This window comes from Pseudomonas sp. MDV22-iso1, from assembly GCF_058145095.1.
Genome location: NZ_JBYVMF010000003.1, coordinates 77,224 through 102,072, shown reverse-complemented (window position 1 = coordinate 102,072; position 24,849 = coordinate 77,224). Strand labels below are relative to the sequence as shown.

The 24,849-nt window shown below is 63.0% G+C and carries 21 protein-coding genes; 14 read left to right on the top strand and 7 right to left on the bottom strand.

What is annotated here, in order from left to right; genetic code table 11:
• Nucleotide 1: 1 nt before the first annotated feature.
• From AC3ZVB_RS04980 to AC3ZVB_RS04955, 6 genes are all read right to left on the bottom strand, one after another.
• Nucleotides 2-1,318 (bottom strand): spinster family MFS transporter, encoded by a 1,317-nt coding sequence (locus AC3ZVB_RS04980; RefSeq protein WP_490145923.1) that lies wholly within the window; start codon nt 1,316-1,318, stop codon nt 2-4.
• 67 nt (nt 1,319-1,385) lie between these two features.
• Nucleotides 1,386-2,417 carry a 4-hydroxy-2-oxovalerate aldolase gene (gene dmpG / locus AC3ZVB_RS04975; RefSeq protein WP_490145922.1) on the bottom strand — a complete coding sequence of 344 codons (1,032 nt, stop codon included), beginning with the start codon at nt 2,415-2,417 and terminating at the stop codon, nt 1,386-1,388.
• A gap of 10 nt (nt 2,418-2,427) precedes the next feature.
• A complete protein-coding gene (locus AC3ZVB_RS04970; RefSeq protein WP_194690317.1) occupies nt 2,428-3,360 on the bottom strand; it encodes an acetaldehyde dehydrogenase (acetylating) in 933 nt (310 codons plus the stop codon).
• Nucleotides 3,361-3,397: 37 nt separating this feature from the next.
• On the bottom strand, nt 3,398-4,189 hold the full coding sequence (locus AC3ZVB_RS04965) for a fumarylacetoacetate hydrolase family protein (protein WP_194690761.1): 792 nt from the start codon (nt 4,187-4,189) through the stop codon (nt 3,398-3,400).
• A 67-nt stretch (nt 4,190-4,256) separates the two neighbouring features.
• Complete coding sequence (locus tag AC3ZVB_RS04960) at nt 4,257-5,030, bottom strand: glucose 1-dehydrogenase (RefSeq protein WP_490145921.1); 774 nt, start codon at nt 5,028-5,030, stop codon at nt 4,257-4,259.
• 59 nt (nt 5,031-5,089) lie between these two features.
• The gene (locus tag AC3ZVB_RS04955) at nt 5,090-6,070 is read right to left on the bottom strand and encodes a flavin reductase (RefSeq protein ID WP_194690315.1); all 981 of its coding nucleotides are present in this window, start codon (nt 6,068-6,070) and stop codon (nt 5,090-5,092) included.
• 217 nt (nt 6,071-6,287) lie between these two features.
• Here AC3ZVB_RS04955 and AC3ZVB_RS04950 point away from each other — a divergent pair, with 217 nt between their 5' ends.
• The 7 genes from AC3ZVB_RS04950 to AC3ZVB_RS04920 all read left to right on the top strand — a co-directional run bounded on the left by AC3ZVB_RS04950 (nt 6,288) and on the right by AC3ZVB_RS04920 (nt 16,898).
• A complete protein-coding gene (locus tag AC3ZVB_RS04950; protein WP_490145920.1) occupies nt 6,288-7,724 on the top strand; it encodes a coniferyl aldehyde dehydrogenase in 1,437 nt (478 codons plus the stop codon).
• 79 nt (nt 7,725-7,803) lie between these two features.
• Complete coding sequence (locus AC3ZVB_RS04945) at nt 7,804-9,399, top strand: amidase (protein WP_490145919.1); 1,596 nt, start codon at nt 7,804-7,806, stop codon at nt 9,397-9,399.
• Between the two features lie 146 nt (nt 9,400-9,545).
• Nucleotides 9,546-10,733, top strand: coding sequence for an acyl-CoA dehydrogenase family protein (locus AC3ZVB_RS04940; protein WP_194690312.1), 1,188 nt, complete (start codon nt 9,546-9,548; stop codon nt 10,731-10,733).
• Nucleotides 10,734-10,823: 90 nt separating this feature from the next.
• Nucleotides 10,824-12,533 carry an FAD-dependent oxidoreductase gene (locus AC3ZVB_RS04935; protein ID WP_490145918.1) on the top strand — a complete coding sequence of 570 codons (1,710 nt, stop codon included), beginning with the start codon at nt 10,824-10,826 and terminating at the stop codon, nt 12,531-12,533.
• A 9-nt stretch (nt 12,534-12,542) separates the two neighbouring features.
• Nucleotides 12,543-14,237 (top strand): FAD-binding protein, encoded by a 1,695-nt coding sequence (locus AC3ZVB_RS04930; protein ID WP_490145917.1) that lies wholly within the window; start codon nt 12,543-12,545, stop codon nt 14,235-14,237.
• Entirely contained in the window at nt 14,234-15,262 is a 1,029-nt protein-coding gene (locus AC3ZVB_RS04925) for a ferredoxin--NADP reductase (protein ID WP_194690309.1), read from the top strand. Before AC3ZVB_RS04930 ends, AC3ZVB_RS04925 begins: the two co-directional genes overlap by 4 nt.
• A gap of 22 nt (nt 15,263-15,284) precedes the next feature.
• A complete protein-coding gene (locus AC3ZVB_RS04920; RefSeq protein ID WP_490145916.1) occupies nt 15,285-16,898 on the top strand; it encodes a FadD3 family acyl-CoA ligase in 1,614 nt (537 codons plus the stop codon).
• Between the two features lie 23 nt (nt 16,899-16,921).
• Here the strand turns inward: AC3ZVB_RS04920 and AC3ZVB_RS04915 are convergent, their stop codons facing one another.
• Nucleotides 16,922-17,707 (bottom strand): enoyl-CoA hydratase, encoded by a 786-nt coding sequence (locus AC3ZVB_RS04915; protein ID WP_194690307.1) that lies wholly within the window; start codon nt 17,705-17,707, stop codon nt 16,922-16,924.
• 149 nt (nt 17,708-17,856) lie between these two features.
• On the opposite strand from AC3ZVB_RS04915, the gene AC3ZVB_RS04910 reads away from it, so the two are divergent.
• From AC3ZVB_RS04910 to AC3ZVB_RS04880, 7 genes are all read left to right on the top strand, one after another.
• On the top strand, nt 17,857-18,642 hold the full coding sequence (locus tag AC3ZVB_RS04910) for an SDR family oxidoreductase (protein WP_194690306.1): 786 nt from the start codon (nt 17,857-17,859) through the stop codon (nt 18,640-18,642).
• A gap of 57 nt (nt 18,643-18,699) precedes the next feature.
• Nucleotides 18,700-19,677 (top strand): bifunctional MaoC family dehydratase N-terminal/OB-fold nucleic acid binding domain-containing protein, encoded by a 978-nt coding sequence (locus AC3ZVB_RS04905; protein ID WP_490145915.1) that lies wholly within the window; start codon nt 18,700-18,702, stop codon nt 19,675-19,677.
• An 8-nt stretch (nt 19,678-19,685) separates the two neighbouring features.
• The gene (locus AC3ZVB_RS04900) at nt 19,686-20,819 is read left to right on the top strand and encodes an acyl-CoA dehydrogenase family protein (protein WP_490145914.1); all 1,134 of its coding nucleotides are present in this window, start codon (nt 19,686-19,688) and stop codon (nt 20,817-20,819) included.
• Nucleotides 20,791-21,210: a MaoC family dehydratase gene (locus AC3ZVB_RS04895; RefSeq protein ID WP_194690303.1), complete on the top strand. Its 420-nt coding sequence runs from the start codon at nt 20,791-20,793 to the stop codon at nt 21,208-21,210. Before AC3ZVB_RS04900 ends, AC3ZVB_RS04895 begins: the two co-directional genes overlap by 29 nt.
• A gap of 19 nt (nt 21,211-21,229) precedes the next feature.
• On the top strand, nt 21,230-22,408 hold the full coding sequence (locus AC3ZVB_RS04890) for a lipid-transfer protein (RefSeq protein ID WP_194690302.1): 1,179 nt from the start codon (nt 21,230-21,232) through the stop codon (nt 22,406-22,408).
• A gap of 10 nt (nt 22,409-22,418) precedes the next feature.
• Nucleotides 22,419-23,588: an acyl-CoA dehydrogenase family protein gene (locus tag AC3ZVB_RS04885; RefSeq protein WP_490145913.1), complete on the top strand. Its 1,170-nt coding sequence runs from the start codon at nt 22,419-22,421 to the stop codon at nt 23,586-23,588.
• Between the two features lie 67 nt (nt 23,589-23,655).
• A complete protein-coding gene (locus AC3ZVB_RS04880) occupies nt 23,656-24,843 on the top strand; it encodes an acyl-CoA dehydrogenase family protein (RefSeq protein WP_490145912.1) in 1,188 nt (395 codons plus the stop codon).
• Nucleotides 24,844-24,849 lie beyond the last annotated feature (6 nt).

Sequence of the window (24,849 nt, the reverse complement as noted above, 5' to 3'; positions counted from 1 at the left end):
GTCAGGCATATGCTGAATGCCTCGAAAGTCCTGTCAGGTGCTGATACGTGCGCCAGAGCAGGACAATGGGAATGACGATGGTGCAAGTGATCAGCAGCAGGGCGTAGCGCAACGATTCGTCGCCGAACATTGGCATCAGGGCATCACTGAGCAAACCGGTTGCCAGTGGACCAATCCCCACACCACACAAGGTCGAGATAATGGTTTGCAGCGCCACGGCCGTCGCTCGGCGATGCGCGGGCACCAACTGGGTCAACAGCGAGAACGAAGGCCCTACCCACCAGACCGAGAAGAAACTCGCCAGCGCACACCAGAGCATGGCACTGGGCACGGGCACCGCGCCCACCTGCAAGAGAATGTCTTGCGGCCAGAGCAGGTAGGTCAGCAACGCACAACTGCCGAGTACATGGCCGATCACCGGAATGCCGATCTGCCAATGGGCGTTCTTCACGGCCAGTCGGTCGGTCAGCCACCCGCTGAACAAGGCGCCGAGCCCGGCAAAAGTACCGCCCACCAGGCCCGCCAGGATCCCCGCGTACTGCAAGGGCAGGTCATGGGAGCGCACCAGGAAACTGGCGTTCCACATGGCATAAGCGTAGGCGCTGAACGTGGTGAGGCCGCAAGAAAGCACCAGGCAACGGTAAGCCGGTTGGGACAGCAGTTCACGGGCGCTGCCGAGCAGGCTTTGCACCGGGTGTGCGGCGTGCGCGTGGCTCAGGTCAAAACGTCCCCGTGGCGGGTCGCGCATCACAAAGGCGAACACGGCACTGAATACCAGGGCGGGCACGGCGACGGCGAAAAACGCGCTGCGCCAGCCATACTCGTCCACCACCCAGGCGCCGACGCTCAGACCGATAATCGTCGAAAACGTCGGCGCAGCGGTGTAGCAACTGATGGCAAACGAACGCCGGTGAGGCGGGTAAATGTCGGCGATGATCGACATGGAGGTCGAGGTGCTGGGCGACTCGAACACCGCCACCGCCATGCGCGCGATCACCAGCATCGTGAAGCTGGTGGACAGGCCGCAAGCCACTGTGGCCAGCGCCCACAAAGCGCAGGATATCGCCAGCAAGCGCGTGCGCGGCCAGTGATCAGCCAGGCGCCCCGCAGGCAGGCCCAGCAACACATAAACCGCCGCGAAGGCCAGGCCGGAGACCAGGCCCATGGCCGTATCGCTGGCGCCGAATTCCTGTTTGATCGGTTCGATCATCACGGCAATGATCTGCCGCCCGACAAAGCTGTCGGCGTACATCATCGCGAGCAGAAACAGCAGACCATGGCTGCGCCAGCCAATGGGTTGAAGGTGCGTACTGCTCATGGATGACTCCTGGTCAAACCGTGATTCCGGTCAAAGACCCAGGGTGTACCCGGGCCCTGTCGTGCGTTCAGGCGCTGGCTTTGCGTTGCCTGGCCAACGTCATGGCGGTGTCTTCGATCATGTCTTCCTGGCCACCAACCATGCCGCGCCGGCCCATCTCGACCAGAATCTCGCGCGCCGATACGCCGTATTTTTTCTCGGCGCGCTTGGCGAACAGCAGGAACGAGCCATAGACACCGGCATAGCCCATGGTCAGGGCATCACGATCACTGCGGATCGGGAAGTCCATGATCGGCACCACCAGATCCTCGGCAACGTCCTGGATACCGAAGACACTGACCCCTGTTTCGATACCCATGCGGTCGCACACAGCAACCAGCACTTCCATCGGTGTATTGCCCGCGCCAGCACCCAGCCCCGCGCAGGCGGCATCGATGCGGGTGGCGCCCGCAGCAATCGCCGCTATCGAGTTGGATACACCCATCGACAGGTTGTGGTGGCCATGGAAGCCGATTTCAGTCTCGGGCTTCAGTGCGGCGCGCAGTGCTGCCACGCGTGCGCTGACATCATGGGGCAGCAGGTAGCCCGCCGAATCGGTGATATAGATGCAGTTGGCGCCGTAGCTTTCCATCAGCTTGCCTTGGCTGGCCAGGCCTTGCGGGCTGTTCATATGGGCCATCATCAGAAAGCCCACGGTGTCCATGCCCAGCGTACGGGCCGCTTCAATGTGCTGCTCGGAGACATCCGCTTCGGTGCAGTGGGTGGCGACGCGAATGGTGTTGACGCCCAGTTCGTACGCCATCTGCAAATGATCGACCGTGCCGATACCCGGCAACAGCAGCGCCGACACCTTGGCCTTTTTCATCAGCGGGATCACCGCCGACAAATATTCCTCGTCACTGTGCGCCGGAAAACCATAGTTCACCGAGCTGCCGCCCAGACCATCGCCATGGGTGACTTCGATCAAGGGCACGCCAGCGGCGTCCAGGCCGCAGGCAATGTCTTTCATTTGCTGCAAGGTGATTTGGTGCCGTTTGGGGTGCATGCCGTCACGCAGGCACATGTCGTGGACGGTGATGGATTTGCCTTGAAGGTCCATGGCGCGCTCCTTAGACGATGGCAGGTTGTGGGGTGCTGGAGGCGCGCAGTGTCAGCGCGCCCTTGAGCATTTCTTCGGCAAACATCTCGGCGGTGCGCGCGGCGGCGGCAGTCATGATGTCGAGGTTGCCGGCATAGGTAGGCAGGTAGTCACCCAGGCCTTCGACTTCCATGAAAATCGACACCCGATTGCCATCGAAGACCGGGCCGTTGACCAGTCTGTAGCCGGGCACGTAACGCTGGACCTCGAGGATCATGGCGGCGATCGAGGCGCTGATGGCGGCCTGGTCGGGCTCGGTTTCGGTCAGGCAATGCACGGTGTCGCGCATGATCAGCGGCGGCTCGGCGGGGTTGACGATGATGATCGCCTTGCCTTTTTTCGCACCGCCGACCTGTTCCACGGCGGCGGCCGTGGTACGGGTGAATTCATCGATGTTCTTGCGGGTGCCCGGGCCCACGGATTTCGAGGCTGCGGTGGCGATGATTTCGGCATAGGCCACCGGTTGCACGCGGGACACGGCGGCGACCAGTGGAATGGTCGCCTGCCCGCCACAGGTGACCATGTTGACGTTCATCGCGCCGAGGCCGAGGTTGTGCTTGAGATTGACCGGAGGCACGCAGTAGGGGCCGATGGCCGCCGGCGTCAGGTCGATCATCAATACGCCGAGGGCGTTGAGCTTGCGGCTGTTCTCGGCATGCACATAGGCTGACGTCGCATCGAAAGCGATCTGGATACCGTCTTCCAGCACATGCGGCAGCAAGCCGTCGACGCCGTCGCTGGTGGTCTTCAGACCCATCGCCGCAGCGCGGGCCAGGCCCTCGGACGTGGCATCGATACCCACCATCCAGACCGGCTCCAGTACGTCGCTGCGCTTGAGCTTGTACAGCAGGTCGGTGCCGATGTTGCCAGGCCCGATGAGGGCGCATTTGATCTTTTTGCTCATGGCATTGTTCTCGATCAGAAGAAGGAAGGTCGGCGATTCAAGGCACGAAATTCAGGTGCATCTCGCCCAGGCCACTCAGTGACAGGCTGATGAAGTCGCCCGGAGCGACCGGCACCAGCGGCGCCAATGCACCGGACAGAATGATTTCGCCTTTGCGAAACGGGATACCCAGCTTGCCCAGGGTGTTGGCCAGCCAGGCTACGGCGGCGCAAGGGTGGCCTTGCACTGCCGAGCCCAGGCCGCTGCCCACGTGCTGGCCGTTCTTGAACATCTCCAATTGCACCTTGGCCAGGTCCAGGTCGCGAGGATTGACGCGCTGCTGGCCGAGGGCGAACACGCCACACGAGGCGTTGTCGGCAACGGTGTCCTGAATGCGGATTTGCCAGTTTTCGATCCGCGAATCGACAATCTCGAAGCACGGCAGGACCCACTCGCTGGCCGACAGCACATCGTCGGCGCTGATGTCGGTGCCTTGCAGGTCTTCACCGAGGACAAACGCAATCTCGCCTTCGGCCCGCGGTTGCACCAGACGGTGAGCGGCAAAACTGATGTCGCTGCCGTCAGGGACCTGCATACGGTCGGTGAGAAAGCCAAAATCCGGTTGATGGACATCCAGCATTTCTTGCACGGCGCGGCTGGTCACGCCGATCTTCTTGCCGATCACCTGCTCGCCCAAGGCTTCGCGCCGGGCCAGAAAACGCAGGGAAATGCGGTAGGCCTCATCAAGGCTGATGGCCGGGTAACGCTGGGTCAGCGGCGTCAGGCTCTGACGGGTGTGGAGGGCGTTGAACAGTTCGTCGCCCAGGGATTCAATCAGGTGCGCATCCATAAAGAGGTCGCTCGGTGGCAAGTGAACGAAACGCCGGACCACGTGCAGCGCGTCCGGCAACAAGGCCTCAACCCGGCCAGACGCTGGAATCGGCACCGCCATCGACATCAATGATTTTGCCGGTCACCCAGGCCGAGGCGGGGCAGGCCAGATAGAGGGCGGCGGCCGCGATATCCTCCGGTTGGCCCAGGCACTTGAGCGGGGTATTGGCTTCCATCGTGCTGCGCATGGCATCGGGCATGACCCCGGCCAGGGCGTCGGTGAGAATCGGGCCAGGCGCTACCGCATTGACCCGAATCTGCGGCGCGAACTCTTGAGCCAGCAGGCGCGTCAGGTGGGTCAGGGCGGCCTTGGCTGTGCCATAAGCGCTGAAATGGCGCTGGGCATAACGAGCAGCGACCGAGGTGATGTTGATGATGTTGCCGCCCCCGGCTTCGCGCATCAGCGGGACGCACTGCTGCGCCAGGGCGTAAGCGGCGGTGACGTTGAAGTTCATCACCCGCTCGAACGCTTCCGGGGTCATTGTCAGCGGGTCGTTCGGGCCACCGCCGCCGGCGTTGTTGACCAGGTGGGTAATGTGCCCCATCTGTTCGCGGGCGTGGCTGACCAGCGCGATGCGCTGCTCGCTGTCGGTGACATCGCAACTCAAGGCCAGCGCGCGACGCCCTCGGCTGCGCACGGCTTCAGCGACCTCCTCGATGTCCGCCAGCGAGCGGGCGCTACAGACCACATCAGCCCCGGCATCGGCGTAGGCCAGGGCAATGGCGCGGCCTATGCCGCGACCGCTTCCGGTGACAATGGCGACGCTGCCGGCGAGGTTGAAGCGTTGCAGAATGCTCATGGCTGTCCTTATTGTTCTAATGGGGCTGTCGGTGTCTCAAGCGTTGCGGCGAGGTGCCCTCAGCGCGGCCCCCACAGGTCCGGCAAGCCAGGGTCGGACGTGGCGATCAGACGCTTGAGCAACACCTTGAGGGCCTGGGCATCACCGGCACCCAGGCGTGCGGAAATATCTTCCTCGACGGCTTTGGCCAGGGCGACTTCCTGCAGCGATGCCTCACGCCCGTCGGCCGTCAGCACATAGCGCACCTGGTCGCCGCCAGGTTCACGGGCCACCAGGTTCTGGCGTTCCAGAAAGCGCATGCTCGAAGCGCTGACCACATGACCGGTGTAGCCGACGAAGGTGTTGATTTCGTCCAGGGTCAGGTTGTCGCGAATACACAGGGTCGAGAGGATGAAGAACGCATGCTCGTCGAGCTGTTGGTTCTTCAGCAGCAGCCGCAAGGCGAAGAGCATCTGATAGTGCGCGCGGCCCAGCAGGTAGCCGAGCAAGTCCTCGGTGTAGCTGCATTCGGGCGGTGGCGGGGTGGTTGCCAGGCGCAATTCGCTGCGTGGCTTACGCATCGCCAGGGCGTACTGGCCGCTCTGGAAGGCCAGCGGCGCGCGGTCGGTGTGATCGAAAGCGAGCACTTCACCGACAAAGATCACATGGTCGCCGCCTTCATACTGGAAGGCCGTGCGGCATTGAAAGCGCGCCGTGCAGTCCTGCAGCAGGGGGGCTCCACTGATCCCGGTGTCGAGCTGGATTTCGCCAAACTTGTCTTCACCCTGACGGGCAAAGCGGCCGGACAATGACTCTTGCTCGGTCGACAGAACGTGCACGTTCCAGTGGCGACCGCTGCTGAAGATCGGCAGACTGCGGGCATTCTTGGACAGGCTCCAGAGCACCAGCGGCGGGTTGAGCGAGACCGAGTTGAAACTGTTGGCGGTGATGCCAACCGGCGAGCCGTCTTCGGCCTGGGTGGTGACAATCGTCACTCCCGTGGTGAAGGTGCCGAGAGCGGCGCGAAACGCTTGAGGGTCGAAACTGCCGGGCGTTGCCATGATGGGCCTCATGGAATGAGTGTGCGTGCCGGCAGTATTCCCGGTGAAACAGGGCCCTGCATCGTCTCAACGGACTAACGTTTTTGGCCCACTCGTCCACTTGGACGAGGCGGCTGGCGGGGGCTGGGGCTAGTTTGCGGCTAGGGGCGTTGTCCAATGACGGCCATGGTGGGCACAGAGGGGTAGCGCTGGCCCTTGTACAGTTGAGGAGGCACCAATGAGTTGTGCAATTTCCAGCGTCGACGGTCTGTCGGCCTTGTTGCTTGAACAAAAAGCCGCGTTCAACGCCCAGGGTGCCGTCAGCGCGCCACAGCGGCGCGAGCGCATTCAGCGAGTGATCGACCTGCTGGTGGCGCACCACCGCGCACTCGCCGAGGCCATGGATGCCGATTTCGGCGGTCGCCCAAAAGGCTTCTCGCTCATGAATGACGTGCTGGGCTCCCTGGGCTCGCTCAAACATGCGCGTGACCACCTCGAAGGCTGGATGCAGGATGAGCCACGGTCAGTCTTCAGTCCTTACGATCAGCTCGGCGCCGAGGCCTGGGTGAGGTATCAACCCAAGGGCTCGGTCGGCATTCTGGGCACCTGGAACGCGCCGTTGTACACCTTGCTCAGCCCCCTGGCTTCGGCGCTGGCGGCGGGTAACCGGGCGATCCTCAAGCCTTCGGAAGTGGTGCCGCGTACCGCCGCGCTGGTAGCACAGCTATTTAGTGAATTGTTCGACCCGCTCGAAGTGGCCGTGGTCACCGGCGGCCCGGATCTGGCCCAGGCCTTCACGGCGCAACCGTTCGACCATCTGGTGTTTACCGGCAGCTCGGCAGTGGGCAAATCGGTGATGCGTAACGCCGCCGAAAACCTGGTGCCCGTCACGCTGGAACTGGGCGGCAAGTCGCCGGTCATCGTCGCGCGCAGCGCCGACCTGCAGACCGCCGCCTTTCGGATTGCCTTGTCCAAGACCACCAACAGCGGTCAGGTCTGCATCAACCCGGATCTGGTCTACGTGCCACGTGAGCAACTGGAGGGTTTTCTGGATGCCTTCGCCGGCGCTTACCGCGAATTCGTCCCTGAAGTGAGTGACAACCCGGATGTGGTGGCGGTGGTCAACGGCCACCATCTGGCCCGTGTTGAAAACCTGGTCCAGCAACCCCTTCAGGCCGGGGCCCGAGTGGTGAGCTTGCCTCACGCTCAACCGGCCGATTCACATAACCGCCGTCGTCCGCTGCAACTGGTGATCGACCCGCCCCAGGACAGCCTGATCATGCACGAAGAAATCTTCGGTCCGGCGATGGTGGTGCTGCCCTACGACGACGTCGATCAGGTCATTACCCATATCAACAGCCGCCCGCGACCCCTGGCCCTGTATTACTTCGGCAACGACGCCGGGGAGCAGGAGCATGTGCTGGCGCACACCTTGTCGGGCGGCGTCACCCTCAACGACGTGATGATGCACGCCGCTTTGCATGACGCGCCCTTCGGCGGTATCGGGGCGTCGGGCATGGGCCATTATCACGGCCGCGAAGGCTTCATCGAATTCAGCCATCTGCGCTCGGTACTCAAGGCACCCGAACACGATCCGCGCCGCGAATGGGGTTTGCTGCCTCCTTACAGTGAGCACTTTCTCGCGGCGATGGTGGAGCAAATTACGGCGGATTGACCGCAATTGCCTCCGTGAAATCAGTCATCGAAGTCAATCATCCGAATTGAAAAACACAATAAAAAACGGAATTCAGTACATGGAAAAAAATCCACTGTCACAGGGCGACACGGCTGTTGCTCCCCACACCGATGCTGTTGATGGATGGCCGCGCCGCCAGGTTCTCAAGGCTGGCGCCGTAGCGCTGGGGGTGGGGCTTCTGGGGCGATTTGCCGATGTCCGGGCGGCTGGCGGATTGTCGGCCAGCGACTATCAGAACCTTGATGCCTGGGCCATGGTCAAGGGGCTGCAGGCCGGTGACTTCAGCGCCGGCGACTTGCTGGCCGGAGCGATTGCCCGGTGCGAGCTGGTCAATCCGAAAATCAATGCGGTGATCATGCGTCATGACGATTACGCCCATGCGCTGCTGGCGGCCAGACGTCAGGCCGCGACCCTGGATAAGGGTTCGCTGGCAGGCGTGCCGATTCTGCTCAAGGACCTCAACACCTACCTGCAAGGCACGACCACCAGCAACGGCAGCCGTCTGTTCAAGGATGCACCGCCGGCGAGCGTGACCAGCACCCTTATCCGCCGTTATGAAATGGCCGGCGCGGTGCCTTTCGGCAAAGCCGCCAGCCCGGAATTCGGCCTGACCACCACCACCGAGTCGCTGGCGTGGGGACAAACCCGCAACCCGTGGAACCTGGCCTTGAGCGCGGGTGGCTCTTCCGGTGGTTCCGCTGCGGCGGTGGCGGCGGGCATCGTACCGGTCGCCCATGCCACCGACGGCGGTGGCTCGATCCGCATACCGGCCTCTTATTGCGGACTGGTCGGGCTCAAGCCGACGCGCTACCGCACCCCGAGCGGGCCAACGCGCCTCGAGGGCTCGTTCGGTGCCAGTGTCGCCAACGTGGTCTCGCGCAGCGTGCGTGATACCGCCCTGTTCCTCGATGCCGGGCAGGGCCATGAAATCGGCAGCCCCTACTGGACACAGCCACTGCAACGGCCCTACGTCGAGGAACTGGGCCGCGATCCAGGTCGTTTGCGGGTGGGCATGGTGCGTGAGTCGCTGACCGGTGCCCCGTTGGACCCGGCCATTGCCAAGGTCCTGGAGGAGACGATCAAGCAGTTGCTCGGCCTTGGTCATGAGGTCGATGAACTGCGCCTGCCGATTCAGGCCCAGCAATTGTTCGGTGCCCATGGCGTGGCGATCGGCAACTCTCTGCTGGCGTCGGTCAATGACCGTGAGAAGGCGCTGGGCCGCGCGTTGGGGCCGCAGGATCTGGAAATCATCACCTTCGGTGTGCTGGAACGAGCCAGCAAGGCCACGGGTGAGGGCGTGGTGCGCGCGCGGCATGCGTTTGAAGACATCAGCATGACCATGGAGCAGCAGTTCGAGCGCTTTGATGTGCTCCTCTCGCCGGTCACCGCCAGCCTGACGCCGGCCCTGGGCGAGTTGTCGCTCAACCAGCCGTACGAAAGCTATGCACGCAAGGCCATGGGCAGCGCCGCGTTTACCGTGCTGGCCAACGTCAGTGGACAACCGGCCATTACCTTGCCGCTGGGCATGAGTGACAACGGACTGCCCGTGGGCATGATGTTCACCGCACGCCTGGGCGCTGAAGACGTGCTGCTGCGCCTTGCTTCACAACTGGAACAGGACCGTCCCTGGGTCGCCAGACGCGCGGTCATTTAATCAGCCTGAAACGGCGCCAGGGATGGCGTCGCACGGCTGTTCTGCAAGTGCTCTCTAGTCCGCTTTGACGATGAATAATCGTTTGCTGCGTTCGATCATCAACCAAGGCTCGCGCAACCGCGCAACGAGATTGGGAGAACGAACGGATGGACAGCATGCGAGTAAAAACGCCGGAAGAAATCCAGCTGCTGGAACACGCTCGGCGCCTGGTGCCAGCACTCAAAAACCGCACCGCGCGAGCTGATCGCGAGTTCCGGGTACCGGACGAAACGATATTCGAGCTGCAAGAGACCGGCCTGTTGCGAGCGCTGCAACCCCGGGCATTCGGCGGCTACGAAGTCGACCCGCGCACCTTTTTCGAAATCCAGATGATCCTCGCCGAAGGCTGTATGTCCACCGCTTGGATCTACGGCGTGATGGGCGTGCACCCCTGGCAACTGGCGCGCTACCCGATCGAAGCCCAACGCGATGTCTGGGGCCAGGATCAGTCGACGCTGATTTCCTCCACCTACATGCCGGTGGCCAAGGTCACGGTGGTCGAAGGTGGCTACCGCATCAGCGGTCGCTGGGGTTTCTCCAGCGGCAGCGAGCACTGTCAGTGGTGTTTCCTGGGTGGCGTGCTGCCAGCCGATGGAGACCAGCCGGCCGAGCACGGGACCTTCCTGATCCCGCGCAGTGACTACCGTATCGAGCATAACTGGGACGTCCTGGGCCTGCGCGGAACCGGCAGCCACGACATCGTGGTCGAGGATGCCTTCGTGCCGGCACATCGCGTGCAACGCACCAACAACTGCACGATCGACGCCACGCCGGGGCGACTGGTCAACACCAACCCGATCTACGCCATTCCGTTTGCCCAGGTGTTTACCCGTGCGGTCTCCTCCTCGGCGATTGGTGCCTTGCAAGGGGCGATCAACGAGTTCCGCGCCAACGCCGCTGCGCACATCGGCAAACACGGGATGAAAACCGCGGACGACCCCGTGGCACAAACCACGGTGGCGGAGGCCACGATCATTGTCGACAGCCTGAGGCTGGTGCTGGAGCGCAATTATGCGCACCTGATGAAACTGGCCGAGGCGGGCGAGTACCCGGACGTGGAAACCCGTTTGCTGTACCGCTACCAGTCTTCTTACGTCACCAACATCTGCGCCGAGAAGGTCAACGAACTGCTGCGCTGCATGGCCGCGTCCGGGCTGTACAACACCAACCCGGTTGCGCGCCTGTTCCGCGACCTGCACCAGGCGCGCGGGCATATCGCCAACAACTACATGGCGTTCAGTCGCAGCCTCGGGGCAGTACAGATGGGCTTGCCCAATCCTGATCCATACGTTTGAGCCGTGCCCGGACTTGCGCGCAGGTCCGGGACTGCCAACCCCTGGCCGGCATGCCGGGATCTTTGCGATTACAGCCAAGGCACAAGAATAATGACAGCTAAAGCTCAGCCTGTTTCCCACTACGACGTGATCGTCGTCGGCTCCGGCGCCGGTGCAATGACCTCGGCGCTGTTTGCCGCCGAGCAGAATCTGTCGGTGCTGGTGGTGGAAAAAAGCGACAAGTTCGGCGGGACGTCGGCGATTTCCGGTGGCGGGATCTGGATTCCCAACAATCACTATTTTTCCGCCAAGGGCGGTCGCGACAGTTTTGAACTGGCCCTGCAATACCTCAAGGCGGCGACGGGTGAACATGGCGATGAAACGCGTTTGCGCGCCTACCTGAAACACGCGCCGAAGATGATTGAGGCACTGGAAAACAACAGCCATGTGCGCTACGCCGTGGCAGAGAAGTACCCGGATTATTACCCGCATCTGCCAGGCTCACTGGCGGGCGGTCGTACCCTGGACCCGGAGTTGTTCGACACCAGCCTGCTGGGTGATGAGCTGTCCAACCTGCGTGCCCCTTCACCGTCGACCCTGCTGATGGGGCGTATTGCCTGGACCGCCCGGCACGCGCACAAAGCCATGTCTCGCTCATTCGGTTGGCGCTTGCTGATTCTCGGCCTGATGCTGCGTTACAAGCTGGATTTCAAATGGCGTCGCAAGAGCCGTCGTGACCGCCGCGCCGCTTTGGGCAGTTCTCTGGTCGCCTCATTGCGTCGCTCGTTGATGGACCGCGACATTCCGCTGTGGCTGAACACCGATTTCCAGTCACTGCTGACCAACAACGGCCGCGTCACTGGCGTGCAGGTCTGCCGTGACGGTCAGACGCTGCAGCTGCAGGCGCGGCATGGGGTGATCTTCGGTTCGGGCGGCTTCGAGCAGAATCAGGCGTTGCGCGAGCGTTATCTGCCGCAGCCAACCCAGCGAGACTGGAGCGCCACGCCACCGGGCAACAACACCGGCGCCGCCCTGGAGGCCGGTACTGCACTGGGCGCGGCAACGGCCCTGATGGACTGGGCCTGGTGGGCACCGACCATTGCCGTGCCGGGTGAAGACAAGCCACGGGGTGTGTTCGCCGAGCGTGCTTTCCCCGGTGCCATTGTGGTCAACAGCCTGGGACGGAGGTTTGTCAACGAAGCTGCGCCATACCTGGAGTTTGTCGACGCCATGTACCGCGACAACCAGAGCACCGGCGGAAAGTCGATTCCGGCCTGGGTGATCTTCGATGGACACTTTCGCTTCAACTACGCCATGGGCCCGTTGATGCCGGCCCAGGTCATGCCCGACAGCCGCTTGCGCAAGGAATGGCTCAACGCCTTGTACTTCAAGGCGGACAACCTGTCGGCGCTGGCCGCGCAGATCGGGGTCGACAGCCTCGGGCTGGAACAGACCGTGACGCGCATGAATGAGTACGCCCGCAGCGGCGTCGATGCCGACTTCGGCCGTGGCGGGAACGTCTTCGACTGTTACTACGGCGACAGCAATGTGAAACCCAATCCATGCCTGGCGCCGCTGACCAAGGGGCCGTATTACGCGATGCGCCTGGATGCCGGCGATATCGGCACCAAGGGCGGTCTGCTCACCAACGAACACGCCCAGGTCGTCAGTCAGGACGGCGAAGCAATTCCCGGCCTGTACGCCATTGGCAACTGTTCGGCGTCTGTCATGGGCACCAGCTATCCCGGCGCGGGCGGGACCCTCGGTCCGGCCATGACCTTCGGCTACATAGCGGCCAATCACATCGCTGCTCAACGTTGAGGACCTGCCATGCCTGCCGCTGTCAACTCGACCTGTACCCCGATTCAGCCAGCATTGCAGGTGGCCGATGCCGACGCGCTGCACTGGGATGATTACTGTGATGTGCTGGTGATTGGCTGGGGAGCGGCGGGTGCCTGCGCCGCCCTTGAGGCCAGGGCCAGTGGCGCCGATGTGTTGGTGGCCGATCGCTTTACCGGCGGCGGTGCCAGCGCCAAAAGCGGCGGCGTCGTCTACGCCGGTGGTGGTACCCGCCAACAAAAGACGGCGGGCTTCGCCGACACCCCAGAGGCGATGTTCACCTACCTCAAGCACGAAACCCAGGGTGTGGTCGCTGACGCCACCTTGCAGCGTTTTTGCCGCGACAGTGCCGCCAACCTGGCGTGGCTGGAAAGCCACGGCGCGCCCTACGCCCATACCATGCCACCCGGTGGCAAGACCTCGTACCCGCCTGATGGCAAATTTCTTTATTACTCCGGCAATGAGCTGGTGCCTTCGCACCGCGATCAAATGGCACCTGCACCGCGCGGTCATCGCACGGTGGGCAAGGGTCAATGTGGCGCGGTGCTGTATTCACACCTCAAGTCCGCGTGCCTGCTCAAAGGCGTACGCACTCAACTCCAGGCGGCTGCCCGGCGACTGGTGATGGATCGCGCCGGGAACGTGTTGGGTGCCGAACTGTGGTGCTTGCCGGCCGGCAGTGAACAGGCGCAGTTGCATGCCAAATGGGCGGCGCGGGCCGAGCGCCTGCAAAACTTTGCCCCTCGCTATTGCGACAGTTTGCGCAAGCGCGTGCATCAGCTGGAGCGTGACTTCGCCCGCCCGCGCCTGGTGCGTGCCTGGCGCGGGGTGGTGCTGAGTACCGGCGGATTTATCTTCAATCGCGAGATGATCAGCGAGCATGCGCCGAAGTTTCGACGCAACTTCAAGGTCGGCGCGACGGGCTGCGACGGCAGCGGACTGCGTCTGGGGCTGAGCGCCGGCGCGGTGAGTGATCGGTTGCAGCGGGTCTCGGCCTGGCGCTTTATCAACCCGCCGCTGTGCTGGCCCAAAGGGATTGTGGTCAACACCCTCGGCCAGCGTTTCGTCAACGAAGAAGTCTACGGGGCGACGCTGGGCCAGCCCTTGTGCGAAGAGCAGGGCGGCAAGGCCTGGCTGGTGCTCGACGCACGTTTGCGGAAACAGTCGATCAAGCAGGCGCTGTTCGCCGGTTACTGGTGGTTCCAGAGTCTGCCGGCACTGGTGCTGATGCTGCGCGGTGTGCGCAAGGGTCAGAGCATCGAGCAACTGGCCCAGGTCACCGGCATGCGCGCCGATGTGCTGCGCAGCTCGCTGGTTGCCTACAACGCCGCCGCCCGAGGTGATGCCGAGGATGCCTTTGGCAAGTCCCCAGACAGTCGTCAGGTGCTCGATCAGGGGCCGTATTACGCCTGCGACATTTCTGTCGGCAACCGCCTGTTCCCCATGGGCGCGTTGACCCTCGGCGGCCTCAAGGTCAATGAAGACACAGGCGCCGTCGTGGACGATCAGGGGCAGCCGATCCCCGGCCTCTACGCGGCCGGGCGCACCGCCATTGGCATTCCTTCACACCTGTACGTCAGCGGCCTGTCACTGGCCGATTGCGTGTTTTCCGGACGGCGCGCCGGACGGTCGCTGACGACTGCCAGCGCCAACGTCAACGTCGAACTCAGCGAGCCATTGATATGAGCCTGGATTACCTGTCAGTGCGCGTGACGCACGTGATTGAAGAGACCGCCGACAGCCGCTCCCTGGCGTTCGAAGTGCCCGAAGAGCTGATCGAGCGTTTCCGCTATCGCCCCGGGCAGTTTCTGACCCTGCGGGTGCCGCACGAAGGTGGCTGGTTACCGCGCTGCTACTCGCTGTCGAGTACGCCGCTGCTCGACGAGCCGCTCAGGGTCACGATCAAACGGGTGCGTGACGGGCGCGCCTCGAATTGGCTCTGCGACAACGTGCAAGCGGGAGACCGTTTGCAGGTGCTGGTGCCTGCCGGGGTTTTTGTACCGCGCCATCTGGACGCCGACCTGCTGTTGTTTAGCGGTGGCAGCGGGGTGACCCCGATACTGTCGATCCTGCGTTCGGCGTTGTTGGCAGGTTCCGGACGAATTCTGCTGATCTACGCCAACCGTGACGAAGCCTCGGTGATCTTCCGCGACGAGCTCAAGGCCCTGGCCAGTGCGCACCCACAGCGCTTGCAAGTGGTGCATTGGCTGGACTCCGTTCAAGGCATTCCGGCGGTCAGTCAACTGACGGAGCTGGCTCGTCCGTTTGCCCAGGCCGAGGCGTTTATCTGCGGCCCCGGTCCGTTCATGGATGCCGCCGTAAGCGCCTTGCAGAGCCTGGATATGCCGGCCGCAAAGGTCCATGTCGAACGCTTCGTTTCGTTGCCCGAGGAGGGTGAGGTCCAAGCGCCGGTCGCCGTCGATACCAGCCGCCCGGGTAGTCAGCTTTCCGTGCGCCTGGACGGCGAAGAGTTCGAGGTGCCCTGCGCCGAAGGTGAAACCCTGCTCGATGCCATGCGCAGGGCGGGTCTGCAACCCCCGAGTTCCTGCCTGGTCGGCTCCTGCGCCACCTGTATGTGCACCGTCGAAAGTGGCGAGGTGCAGATGCTGCGCAACGATGCCCTCGATCAACACGAGATCGATCAGGGCTGGACGCTGGCCTGCCAGTCGCTGGCCCGCAGCGAGCACCTGCGGGTGCTCTTTCCCGAATAACCCGATAGCCGAGTTTGTCACTATGACTGCATGTTCTGCATTGCCGGGCACCTTGTCTGCCTGGAACCCTTTGCCCTTGTCGATTCCCGCCTTGCTGTTCGCCAGTGCCGAGCGCTTCGCTGGTCGGGCGGCCATCGAAGAAGACGGTCTGGCCACCGACTACCGGGATTTACCGGCACTGGCACTCGGCGTGTGCCGCAGCCTGATGGCGCTGGGTATCGGCGCTGGCGACCGAGTGGCGATCTGGGCGCCGAACTGCCGCGACTGGGTCATCGCGGCTCTGGGCGTGCATTGCGCAGGTGCTGTACTGGTTCCGATCAACACCCGCATGAAAGGCGCCGAGGCTGCGGATATTCTGGCGCGCAGCCATGCGCGAGTGCTGATGATGCAGGGCGATTTTCTGGGCCTGGACTACCAGGCGATGCTGGCGCCGCTGCGTCCGGCGAGTCTGGAGCACCTGGTGGTGTTCGGTACCACGCAACCGCAGTTGGCCACGGACCTGGGTTGGGAAGGTTTTCTCGCCAAGGGTGAATCGGTCAGCGAATTGCAAGCCCGCCAGCGTGCAGTCGCCGTCGATCCGCGGGACTTGTCCGACCTGCTCTTCACCTCCGGCACCACCGGCAAACCCAAGGGCGTGATGAGTGCCCATGGGCAAACCCTGCGGGCGTACAACGAATATGTCAGGGTCATCGGCCTGCGGCCGGGTGACCGTTACCTGATCATCAATCCGTTCTTCCATGCCTTTGGCTACAAGGCCGGCTGGCTGACCTGCCTGCTGGCCGGCGCAACCATCCTGCCCCATGCGGTGTTCGATGCCGAAGCGGTGTTCCAGCGCATCGCCGCCGAGCGCATCAGCGTATTGCCAGGGCCGCCGACGCTTTATCTGTCGATGCTCGCGCACCCGCGCCTGGCCGAGACCGACCTGTCGAGCCTGCGCATTGCCGTGACGGGATCATCGACCATCCCGCCGGTGCTGATCGAACGCATGCGCAAAGAACTGGGGGTCGCCGTGGTGACTACGGCCTACGGCCTGACCGAATGCGGCGGCCTGGCAACCATCTGCAACCCGGATGATCCCGCCGGCATCGTCGCGGCCACCAGTGGACGGGCGATCGAAGGCACTGAAGTGTGCATCCGGTCGACAGACAACCAACCGCTAGCGGCGGGTGAGTCAGGGGAAATCTGCCTGCGCGGTTTTCACGTGATGCGCGGTTACTTCAACGACCCCGAGGCCACGGCCCAGGCCATCGATGCCGACGGCTGGCTGCACACCGGTGATATTGGCAACCTGGACGCCCACGGCAACCTGCAAATCACCGATCGGCTCAAGGACATGTTTATTGTCGGAGGCTTCAACTGCTACCCGGCAGAGATCGAGGCCGGCTTGATCGAACACCCGGCCATCGCGCAGGTCGCGGTGATCGGCGTGGCGGATGAACGCATGGGGGAAGTGGGTTGCGCCTGCGTGGTGTTGCGTCAGGACCGGGAGCTGGACGAGCCATCGCTGATCGCCTGGGCGAGAGAACGCATGGCCAACTACAAGGTGCCGCGCCAGGTTCGTTTCTTCACGGCGCTGCCGGTGAATGCGTCGAACAAGGTCGTCAAAAGCGAGTTGCGCGACGCGGTGGCGGGCTAAGGCTGAATAGCCCGCCGCTGCACTCAGCGTCCCTCGAACTGCGCAGGCCTTTTATCGATAAAGGCCTGCATGCCTTCCTTCTGATCCCGCGAGGCAAACAACAAGGCATTGGCCTTGCGTTCCAGCGCCAGGCCCGTCTCCAGCGGAGCGTCCATGCCGGCGAGGATGACTTCCTTGATTTGCTCGGCGGCCAGTGGCGGCATGGCGGCAATGACCTGGGCCAGTTTCAAGGCATGGGCTTGCACCTGATCGTCCTCTGTCACCTCACTGACCAGACCGGAAATCCACGCTTCTTGCGCTGTGATCGGCTGACCGGTCAACGCCATGCGCATGGCTTTGGCCTTGCCCACCGCGCGTACCAGGCGCTGGGTGCCGCCAATGCCGGGCATGATGCCGATGCGGATCTCCGGCTGGCAGAAACGCGCACTGTGCCCGGCCACAATGATGTCGGCGAGCATCGCCAGCTCGCAGCCCCCGCCATAGGCATAGCCGCAAACCGCCGCGATCACCGGCTTCGGGCAATGCTGGATGGGCGCCCAGACCCGTTCGGTATGGCGCTGGTAAATATCGATCGGACCCACTCCTGCCAGGCTGTTGATATCGCCACCGGCGGCGAACACCTTGTCGCCGCCGGTCAGCAGGATGCAGCGCACCTCGGGGTTGTTCCCCAATTCAATGAAGTAGTGCGACAGCAGTGCCTGCAGTTCCAGGCTCAGGGCATTGGTGGCGTGCGGGCGGTTGAGCCGCACCAGGGCGACTCCAGGGGCCGGGTACTCCAGCAGCACGGGCGCGGTCAGTGAGTCAGACATGATCAACCTCAGGTAATAGGCACCGCAGAGCCGGCGCCATTTGGCGGATTGTTGCGAGCGTGGCGCTGCACTTCATCGTCCGTTCAGACGACGTGGCCGAGCGGTTTTGTCCCTAGAGTGACCCTCAACACAAGCATGAGGAGCGTGCCATGAGTGGTCACTCGGGGCTGGATTACAACGGCAAGGTGGTATTGGTCACCGGCGGAACCAAGGGCATCGGTGCGGGTATTGCCCGCAGCTTTCTCGCCGCGGGTGCCAGGGTCATCGTGTGTGGGCGCAATGAGCCTGAGCAAGTGCCGGGCGTGGCGGATGCGCAGGCGGATTTCATGGTCGCCGACGTGCGTGACCAGGCTTCCTTGCAAGGCCTGTTTGAACGTATCCGCAGCGAATACGGGCGCCTCGATGTGCTGATTAACAACGCCGGCGGAAGCCCGTCAGCGGATGCCGCCAGCGCCTCTCCACGGTTTCATGAGGGGATTATCCGCCTCAATCTGATTGCCCCGCTCAACGTCGCCCAGCAAGCCAACCTGCTGATGCAAAGCCAACCCGAGGGCGGTTGCATCGTCTTTATCGGCAGCATCAGCGGTCTGCGTGCCTCGCCGGGGACTGCGGCTTACGGCGCGGCCAAGGCCGGCGTGCTGGCTCTGGTCCAGTCGCTGGCGGCGGAATGGGCGCCCAAGGTTCGGGTCGTGGCCGTGAGCCCGGGGCTGGTGCGTACCGAATTGGCCCACGTGCACTACGGCGATGAGGCCGGAATCGCCGCCGTCAGTGCCGGTATCCCGGCAGGGCGCATGGCGGTGCCGGAAGACATCGGCAACGCCTGCCTGTACATCGCTTCCGCGCTGGCCACATACGCCAGCGGTTGTAATTTGTTGCTCCACGGTGGCGGTGAACGCCCGGCTTATCTCGGTGCTGCGCAGGTTGCGCCGCACTGATCGACCCACGTCGGCGTTGCAATACCGGGCGCCACTTTGAACACGCAGGAGACGAACTTGGCTGATCCAGAATTGCTATCCAAAGTACGCGCCCTGGTTGGGCGCCAATACGGTCGCGTGAACGCCTGGGACGAAGTCAATGCGCCGATGATTCGCCAGTGGTGCGAAGTCATCGGCCTTGAAAACCCGCTCTACACCGACCCCTTGACGGCCGCCACCAGCTGCAATGACGGCATTATCGCGCCGCCCCCCATGCTGCAGATCTGGTGCATGGAAGGCTTTCACATCAACAACTACGCGCCGGGCTCGACCACCGACAATCCCTATGAGGTGCTCGTCCTGATCGAGAGCTACGGCTACCCGTCGGTGGTGGCGGTGAACTCGGAGCTGACCTTCGAACGCAATGTGCGCCTGGGTGAAAAGCTCTACTACACCACGCGACTGGATTCCGTCGGCGAGGAAAAAACCACCGGCCTGGGGACCGGCTTTTTTGTCACTCTGGTCATGACCTACTACTCGCAACAGGCCTCGGGCGACGAAAAGGTCGGCGAGCTGTTGTTCCGGGTCTTCAAGTTTCGCCCGGCCAACGTGGCAAAAGTCGAGGCGCCAGCACAGGCCAGCGTCGAGCCCGTAGTCGCCAAGCGGCCAGCTCCCGGCATGAGCGACGACACCCGGTTTTTCTGGGACGGCTGCAAGGAAGGCAAGTTGTTGATCCAGCGCTGCACTCAGTGCGCCACCTTGCGTCATCCGCCGGCACCGGTGTGTATCGAGTGTCACTCCTTTGACTGGGACACCCTTCAGGCCAGCGGCAAGGGGCGGTTGTATTCCTTCGTCGTCATGCACTACCCGCAAGTGGCGCCTTTCGATCATCCCAATCCGATCGGTCTGATCGAGCTGGACGAAGGCGTGCGCCTGATCGCCGGCCTGGCGGGCGTCAAGTGTGAAGACATTAGCATCGGTCAGCGTTTGCAGGTCGAGTTCCAGACCTTCGACGACGATCTGGCGTTGCCTTTGTTCCGGCCGTTGGCAGAGTAGGGGGCGGTATGGATTTTGAACTCAATGAAGACCAGCGTGCCATTGCCGAAATGGCGGGCAGCCTGATGAGCGACTACTGCACCGACGAGCGCCTGCGTGACTGGGATCTTTCGGGGCAGGCCTATATGCAGGACCTTTGGACCAGTTGTGTGGAAACCGGCCTCCATGCCCTGGCCATCCCCGAAGCGGCCGGTGGCAGCGGGCTGGGAATGACCGAGCTGATGCAAATCCTCGATGCCCAGGGCGGTGCTCTGGCGCAGGTTCCGCTGTGGCGGCACCAGCTGGCGGCGGCCACGCTGGCCGAATTCGGCGATGCCTCATTGGCGCCGTGGGTCGAGCAGGCCGTGGCAGCCACCGGTTTGCTGACCTTGACCCTGAATGGCCTGACGAGCGTGCGCGGCATCGAACTTCAGGCCAGCGCCGAGGCCGACGGCTGGCGCCTCAACGGACGGATTGCGGCGCTGGCCCTGGCCGAACAATCGATGGCTGCACTGGTGTTGGCCCAGGTCATGGGCCAGCCACGGCTGGTACTGATTGACCTGCTTCAGGCGGGAATCAGCAGCGTGCCAGGGGTCATGACCCATGGCGAAGCCGTGGCTGACCTGAGCTTTGAAGGCGTTGCCCTGAACAAGCATCAGGTGCTACCCGTGGCCGCGCTGGACTGGCTGGCACCGCGTGCCATTGCCGCCCTGGCGTCGCTGCAACTGGGCGTCAGCGCCGAGCAGGTTCACCGCACCGTGGCCTATGTCAGCGAGCGCCAGCAGTTCGACCGCAGCATCGGCAGTTTTCAGGCCGTGCAAATGAGCATGGCCGACACACACGTCCACCTTGAAGTGCTGCGCAGTGCGCTGTGGCAATTGTGCTATCGCCTGGACGCCGGTCTGCGGGCACCTTCCGAGGCCCTGGCGACAGCGTACCTGGCGTGCGAAGCCGGGCACCGCATCGGGCACAACGCACAGCATGTGCACGGCGGTATCGGCGTCGACCTGACGTACCCGATCCACCGGTTCCTGTATTGGAGCCGGGCATTGAGCAGTGCATTGGGAGGATCGTCGGTGATCCTGGAACGTCTCGGCGACTGGCTGAGCGATAACGACACCTTGGGATGGAAATATGACCTCGATGAACACCAAGCGCTTTGAAGATGTACGCACCGGCGAACAACTGCCCGAGCTGACGATTCCGATCACGGTCGGCCTGATTGCTGGCGGAGCGATTGCCACCCGTGACTACTTTCCCGGCCACCATGACCTGGAGGCGGCTCGCGAACTGGGCTCGCCGAACATCTTCATGAACATCCTGACCACCAACGGCCTGGTGCAACGCTTCATCGAGCAATGGAGCGGTCCGCAGGTGCAGTTCCGTTCGCTGAAAATCAAGCTGGGCGCGCCGAACTATCCCGGCGACAGCATGATCTTCAGCGGCGAAGTGACCTATCAGGATGCCGCTACACGCAGCCTGGTCGTGACCCTCAAGGGCAAAAATTCCATGGGCAATCACGTGACCGGAACGGTCGCGCTGGTTCTGCCCTAATTCGCGGGAGACATCAAAGATGACGAATTCGTCGATTTCCGGGCGCGCCGCCATTGTCGGGCTGGGCGCGACCGAGTTTTCCAAGAATTCCGGACGCACTGAGCTGCGCCTGGCCATGGAAGCGACCCTGGCAGCACTCAAGGACGCCGGGATCGATCCCAGCGAGGTTGAGGGCTTTAGCTCCTATTCGGTCGACAAGGTGCCGGAGTACGAAATTGCCCGCCTGCTGGGCTGTAAAGACGTGAAGTTCTTCTCCCAGGTGCCCCACGGTGGCGGCGCCGCCTGCGGACCGGTGATGCACGCCGCGATGGCGGTGGCCACCGGCGTGGCGAAGGTGGTGGTGGTTTATCGGGCGATGAACGAACGCTCCTGGTACCGCTTCGGCACCGGCAGTTACGGCTTCGCCTCGACGCCGACATTCGAGAATGTCAATTACGGCTGGTACATGCCCCACGGCTTTCACACACCGGCGGCCTGGGTCGGGATGTTCGCTCAGCGTTACATGCACACCTACGGCGCGACCTCCGAGGACTTCGGCCGGGTTGCAGTTGCGGTACGTGATTTCGCCGCGACCAACCCCCAGGCGTTTTTCTATGGCAAGCCGATCACCCTTGAAGAGCACCAGGCCTCGCGCTGGATCTGCGAGCCGCTGCACTTGCTTGACTGCTGCCAGGAGTCGGATGGCGCGGTGGCCATGGTCATCACCTCGGCGGAGCGAGCCAAAGACCTGCCGCAAAAACCGGTGATCATCAAGGCCGGCGCCCAGGGCATCGCCGCCGGGCAGCAAGTGATGACGTCTTACTACCGGGATGACATCACTGGCCTGCCGGAAATGGGTGTGGTCGCCAAGGAGCTGTACAGCCAGTCGGGTCTGGGCCCGGACGCTTTTCAAACTGCGGTGATCTATGACCACTTCACGCCATTTGTACTGGCGCAACTGGAAGAGTTCGGCTTTGCCGAGCGCGGCGAAGCCAAGGAATTCATTCGTGCCGGGCACCATGCCCGTGGCGGAAAACTGCCGATCAACACCCATGGCGGACAGTTGGGCGAAGCCTACATTCACGGCATGAACGGCATCGCTGAAGCGGTGCGTCAGGTCCGTGGTACGGCGGTCAACCAGGTGGACAGTGTGGAAAACGTGTTGGTGACCGCCGGAACCGGCGTGCCGACCAGTGGCCTGATTCTCGGCGCGGTATAAGGAGCGTCCCATGTTCGTCGATCTCACCCCCGAACAACGTGCTCTGCGGCTCAAGGTCCGGGACTATTTCCAGAACCTGATGACCCCCGAGCTACGCCTGCAAATGCGTGGTACCGAAGGCGGCGAACTGTTCCGCCGCACCATCGCCCAGATCGGCCGTGATGGCTGGCTGGCCGTTGGCTGGCCCAAGGCCTATGGCGGCCAGGGTTATGCCGCCACCGAGCAGTTGATTTTCTTCGAAGAAGCCAACATTGCCGGCGCGCCGTTGCCCTTCGTGACCATCAGCACCGTCGGCCCGGCCTTGATGGCGCATGGCTCGGCGCTGCAAAAAGAAAAATTCCTGCCCGGCATCGCCGCCGGTGACATCAACTTTGCCATCGGCTATTCCGAAGCCAGCGCCGGCAGCGACCTGGCGGTGCTCAAAACCGCTGCGCGCGAAGATGCCGACGGCTTCCTGGTCAATGGCAGCAAGCTCTGGACCTCGGGCGCCGACTCGGCCGATTACATCTGGCTGGCGGCACGTACCGACCCGGAACAGGCGCGGCACAAAGGTATCTCGATCCTGATTCTTGATACTCAGGCCGAAGGCTTCTCCAGCACCCTGATTCCGACGTCCGGTAACCCCACGGCCGCCACGTATTACGATAACGTGCGGGTGCCCCGGAACATGCTGGTGGGGGAGTTGCACGGCGGCTGGAAACTCATCACCGCACAACTCAATCACGAACGCCTGGGGCTGGGAGCGTGGTCCGACAAAGTCGTCAGCCTGTTCAGCCGGGTCTACCTGTGGGCACGTTGCGCCGATGAGCAGGGCCATCGCGCCACCGACCATAGCTGGGTCAGGCGCGACCTGGCCGAATGTTATGCAAGGCTTGAAGCCATGCGCCTGATCAACTTTCGCATCGCTGCCGATCTCGAACGCGACCGTGTCGACGTCGCCCTGGCTTCCACCACCAAGGTCTTCGGCTCGGAGTCGGCGATCGAGATCCTGCGCAAGTTGTCGGCCATCGTCGGTGCCAGTGGCCTGACCCGTGCAGGTTCGGCGGCCGCCTATTTACTCGGGGAACTTGAATACGAAGTACGGGCGTCGGTTAACCTGACGTTCGGTGGCGGTACCAATGAAATCCAGCGCGAGCTGATCGCCCAGTTTGGCCTGGGAATGCCGCGCACCAGACGTTGAACCACAGACGTTGAGCCTAGCGGTACCCTTGAAACGAATAACAATAACGTCCCTTTCAGGTGAACGAATGAGTGCAATCGAACAATTCCGGCAAGCGACGCGCCAATGGCTGGAAGCCAATTGCCCACCGTCGCTGCGCACCGCCACTCCCGAGGGCGAACTGGTCTGGGGTGGAAGTCAGATCACCTTCCCCAGCGACGACGCCCGCGTCTGGTTCGAACGCATGCGCGACAAAGGCTGGTTCTGTCCGCAGTGGCCCAGCGAGTATGGCGGTGGCGGACTGAGTGCCGAATACAACGCAGTTCTGGAAAGCGAACTGCGTCGGCTCAAATGTCGGCCGGCGCAAATCAATCTGGGTATCTGGATGCTCGGCCCGGTGCTTCTGGAGTTCGGCAGCGAAGCGCAGAAACAGGCGTTGTTGCCGCCGATGTGCCGTGGCGAAGTGCGCTGGTGCCAGGGCTTTTCCGAGCCCAATGCCGGCTCTGACCTCGCCAGCCTGAAAACTTCGGCGGTCGCCGATGGCGATGACTTCGTGGTCAACGGCACCAAGATCTGGACCTCCTACGGCGATAAATCCGACTGGATGTACGCCCTCGTACGCACCGACCTCAAGGCGGCCAAGCACCAGGGCATCAGCCTGATTGTGCTGGACATGAAAAGTCCGGGCGTCAGCGTCTCGCCGATTGATCTGATCAGCGGCAAGTCGGCGTTCTGTCAGGTGTTCTTTGACAACGTCCGGGTTCCGCAGAGCCAGTTGATCGGGCCACTCAATGGTGGCTGGAACCTGGGCAAGAGCCTGTTGCAGCACGAGCGCAAGGCGATGTCCAAGTTCGGCGAATTCAGCCTGCCGACGCACTTTCATCTACTGCCCTTGATCGAGCGCTACTTGCCAGACAGCCCGTCACCCGCTGACCAGGCCCTGCGTGCCCGCGCCCAGGCCTGTGCAATGGATGAGCATGCCTACAACCTCACCGTGCAGCGCATGGGCGAGGAGGCCAGGGCGGGCCTGGACATCAGCGCGATCATGGCGATCATGAAGCTGGTGCACACCGAGCAGGAGCGCGACAAGTTCGAGATCCTTCTCGATGCCCTCGGCTACCGCGCATTGGGCGTTGAAGGCGAGCCGTTCAGCAGCCAGGAACTGGCCATCACCCGAGGCTGGCTCAACAGCTATGCCTTGACCATCTCTGGCGGTTCGTCGGAGGTGCAGTTGAATGTCATCGCCAAGCGGGTCTTGAACCTGCCGAGTGTTTAAGGGGAA

Bases quoted from the DNA above. Each gene is read 5' to 3' on its own strand.
- AC3ZVB_RS04980 (WP_490145923.1), bottom strand. From the start codon at position 1,318: ATGAGCAGTACGCACCTTCAACCCATTGGCTGGCGCAGCCATGGTCTG.
- dmpG (WP_490145922.1), bottom strand. From the start codon at position 2,417: ATGGACCTTCAAGGCAAATCCATCACCGTCCACGACATGTGCCTGCGT.
- AC3ZVB_RS04970 (WP_194690317.1), bottom strand. From the start codon at position 3,360: ATGAGCAAAAAGATCAAATGCGCCCTCATCGGGCCTGGCAACATCGGC.
- AC3ZVB_RS04965 (WP_194690761.1), bottom strand. From the start codon at position 4,189: ATGGATGCGCACCTGATTGAATCCCTGGGCGACGAACTGTTCAACGCC.
- AC3ZVB_RS04960 (WP_490145921.1), bottom strand. From the start codon at position 5,030: ATGAGCATTCTGCAACGCTTCAACCTCGCCGGCAGCGTCGCCATTGTC.
- AC3ZVB_RS04955 (WP_194690315.1), bottom strand. From the start codon at position 6,070: ATGGCAACGCCCGGCAGTTTCGACCCTCAAGCGTTTCGCGCCGCTCTC.
- AC3ZVB_RS04950 (WP_490145920.1), top strand. From the start codon at position 6,288: ATGAGTTGTGCAATTTCCAGCGTCGACGGTCTGTCGGCCTTGTTGCTT.
- AC3ZVB_RS04945 (WP_490145919.1), top strand. From the start codon at position 7,804: ATGGAAAAAAATCCACTGTCACAGGGCGACACGGCTGTTGCTCCCCAC.
- AC3ZVB_RS04940 (WP_194690312.1), top strand. From the start codon at position 9,546: ATGGACAGCATGCGAGTAAAAACGCCGGAAGAAATCCAGCTGCTGGAA.
- AC3ZVB_RS04935 (WP_490145918.1), top strand. From the start codon at position 10,824: ATGACAGCTAAAGCTCAGCCTGTTTCCCACTACGACGTGATCGTCGTC.
- AC3ZVB_RS04930 (WP_490145917.1), top strand. From the start codon at position 12,543: ATGCCTGCCGCTGTCAACTCGACCTGTACCCCGATTCAGCCAGCATTG.
- AC3ZVB_RS04925 (WP_194690309.1), top strand. From the start codon at position 14,234: ATGAGCCTGGATTACCTGTCAGTGCGCGTGACGCACGTGATTGAAGAG.
- AC3ZVB_RS04920 (WP_490145916.1), top strand. From the start codon at position 15,285: ATGACTGCATGTTCTGCATTGCCGGGCACCTTGTCTGCCTGGAACCCT.
- AC3ZVB_RS04915 (WP_194690307.1), bottom strand. From the start codon at position 17,707: ATGTCTGACTCACTGACCGCGCCCGTGCTGCTGGAGTACCCGGCCCCT.
- AC3ZVB_RS04910 (WP_194690306.1), top strand. From the start codon at position 17,857: ATGAGTGGTCACTCGGGGCTGGATTACAACGGCAAGGTGGTATTGGTC.
- AC3ZVB_RS04900 (WP_490145914.1), top strand. From the start codon at position 19,686: ATGGATTTTGAACTCAATGAAGACCAGCGTGCCATTGCCGAAATGGCG.
- AC3ZVB_RS04895 (WP_194690303.1), top strand. From the start codon at position 20,791: ATGACCTCGATGAACACCAAGCGCTTTGAAGATGTACGCACCGGCGAA.
- AC3ZVB_RS04890 (WP_194690302.1), top strand. From the start codon at position 21,230: ATGACGAATTCGTCGATTTCCGGGCGCGCCGCCATTGTCGGGCTGGGC.
- AC3ZVB_RS04885 (WP_490145913.1), top strand. From the start codon at position 22,419: ATGTTCGTCGATCTCACCCCCGAACAACGTGCTCTGCGGCTCAAGGTC.
- AC3ZVB_RS04880 (WP_490145912.1), top strand. From the start codon at position 23,656: ATGAGTGCAATCGAACAATTCCGGCAAGCGACGCGCCAATGGCTGGAA.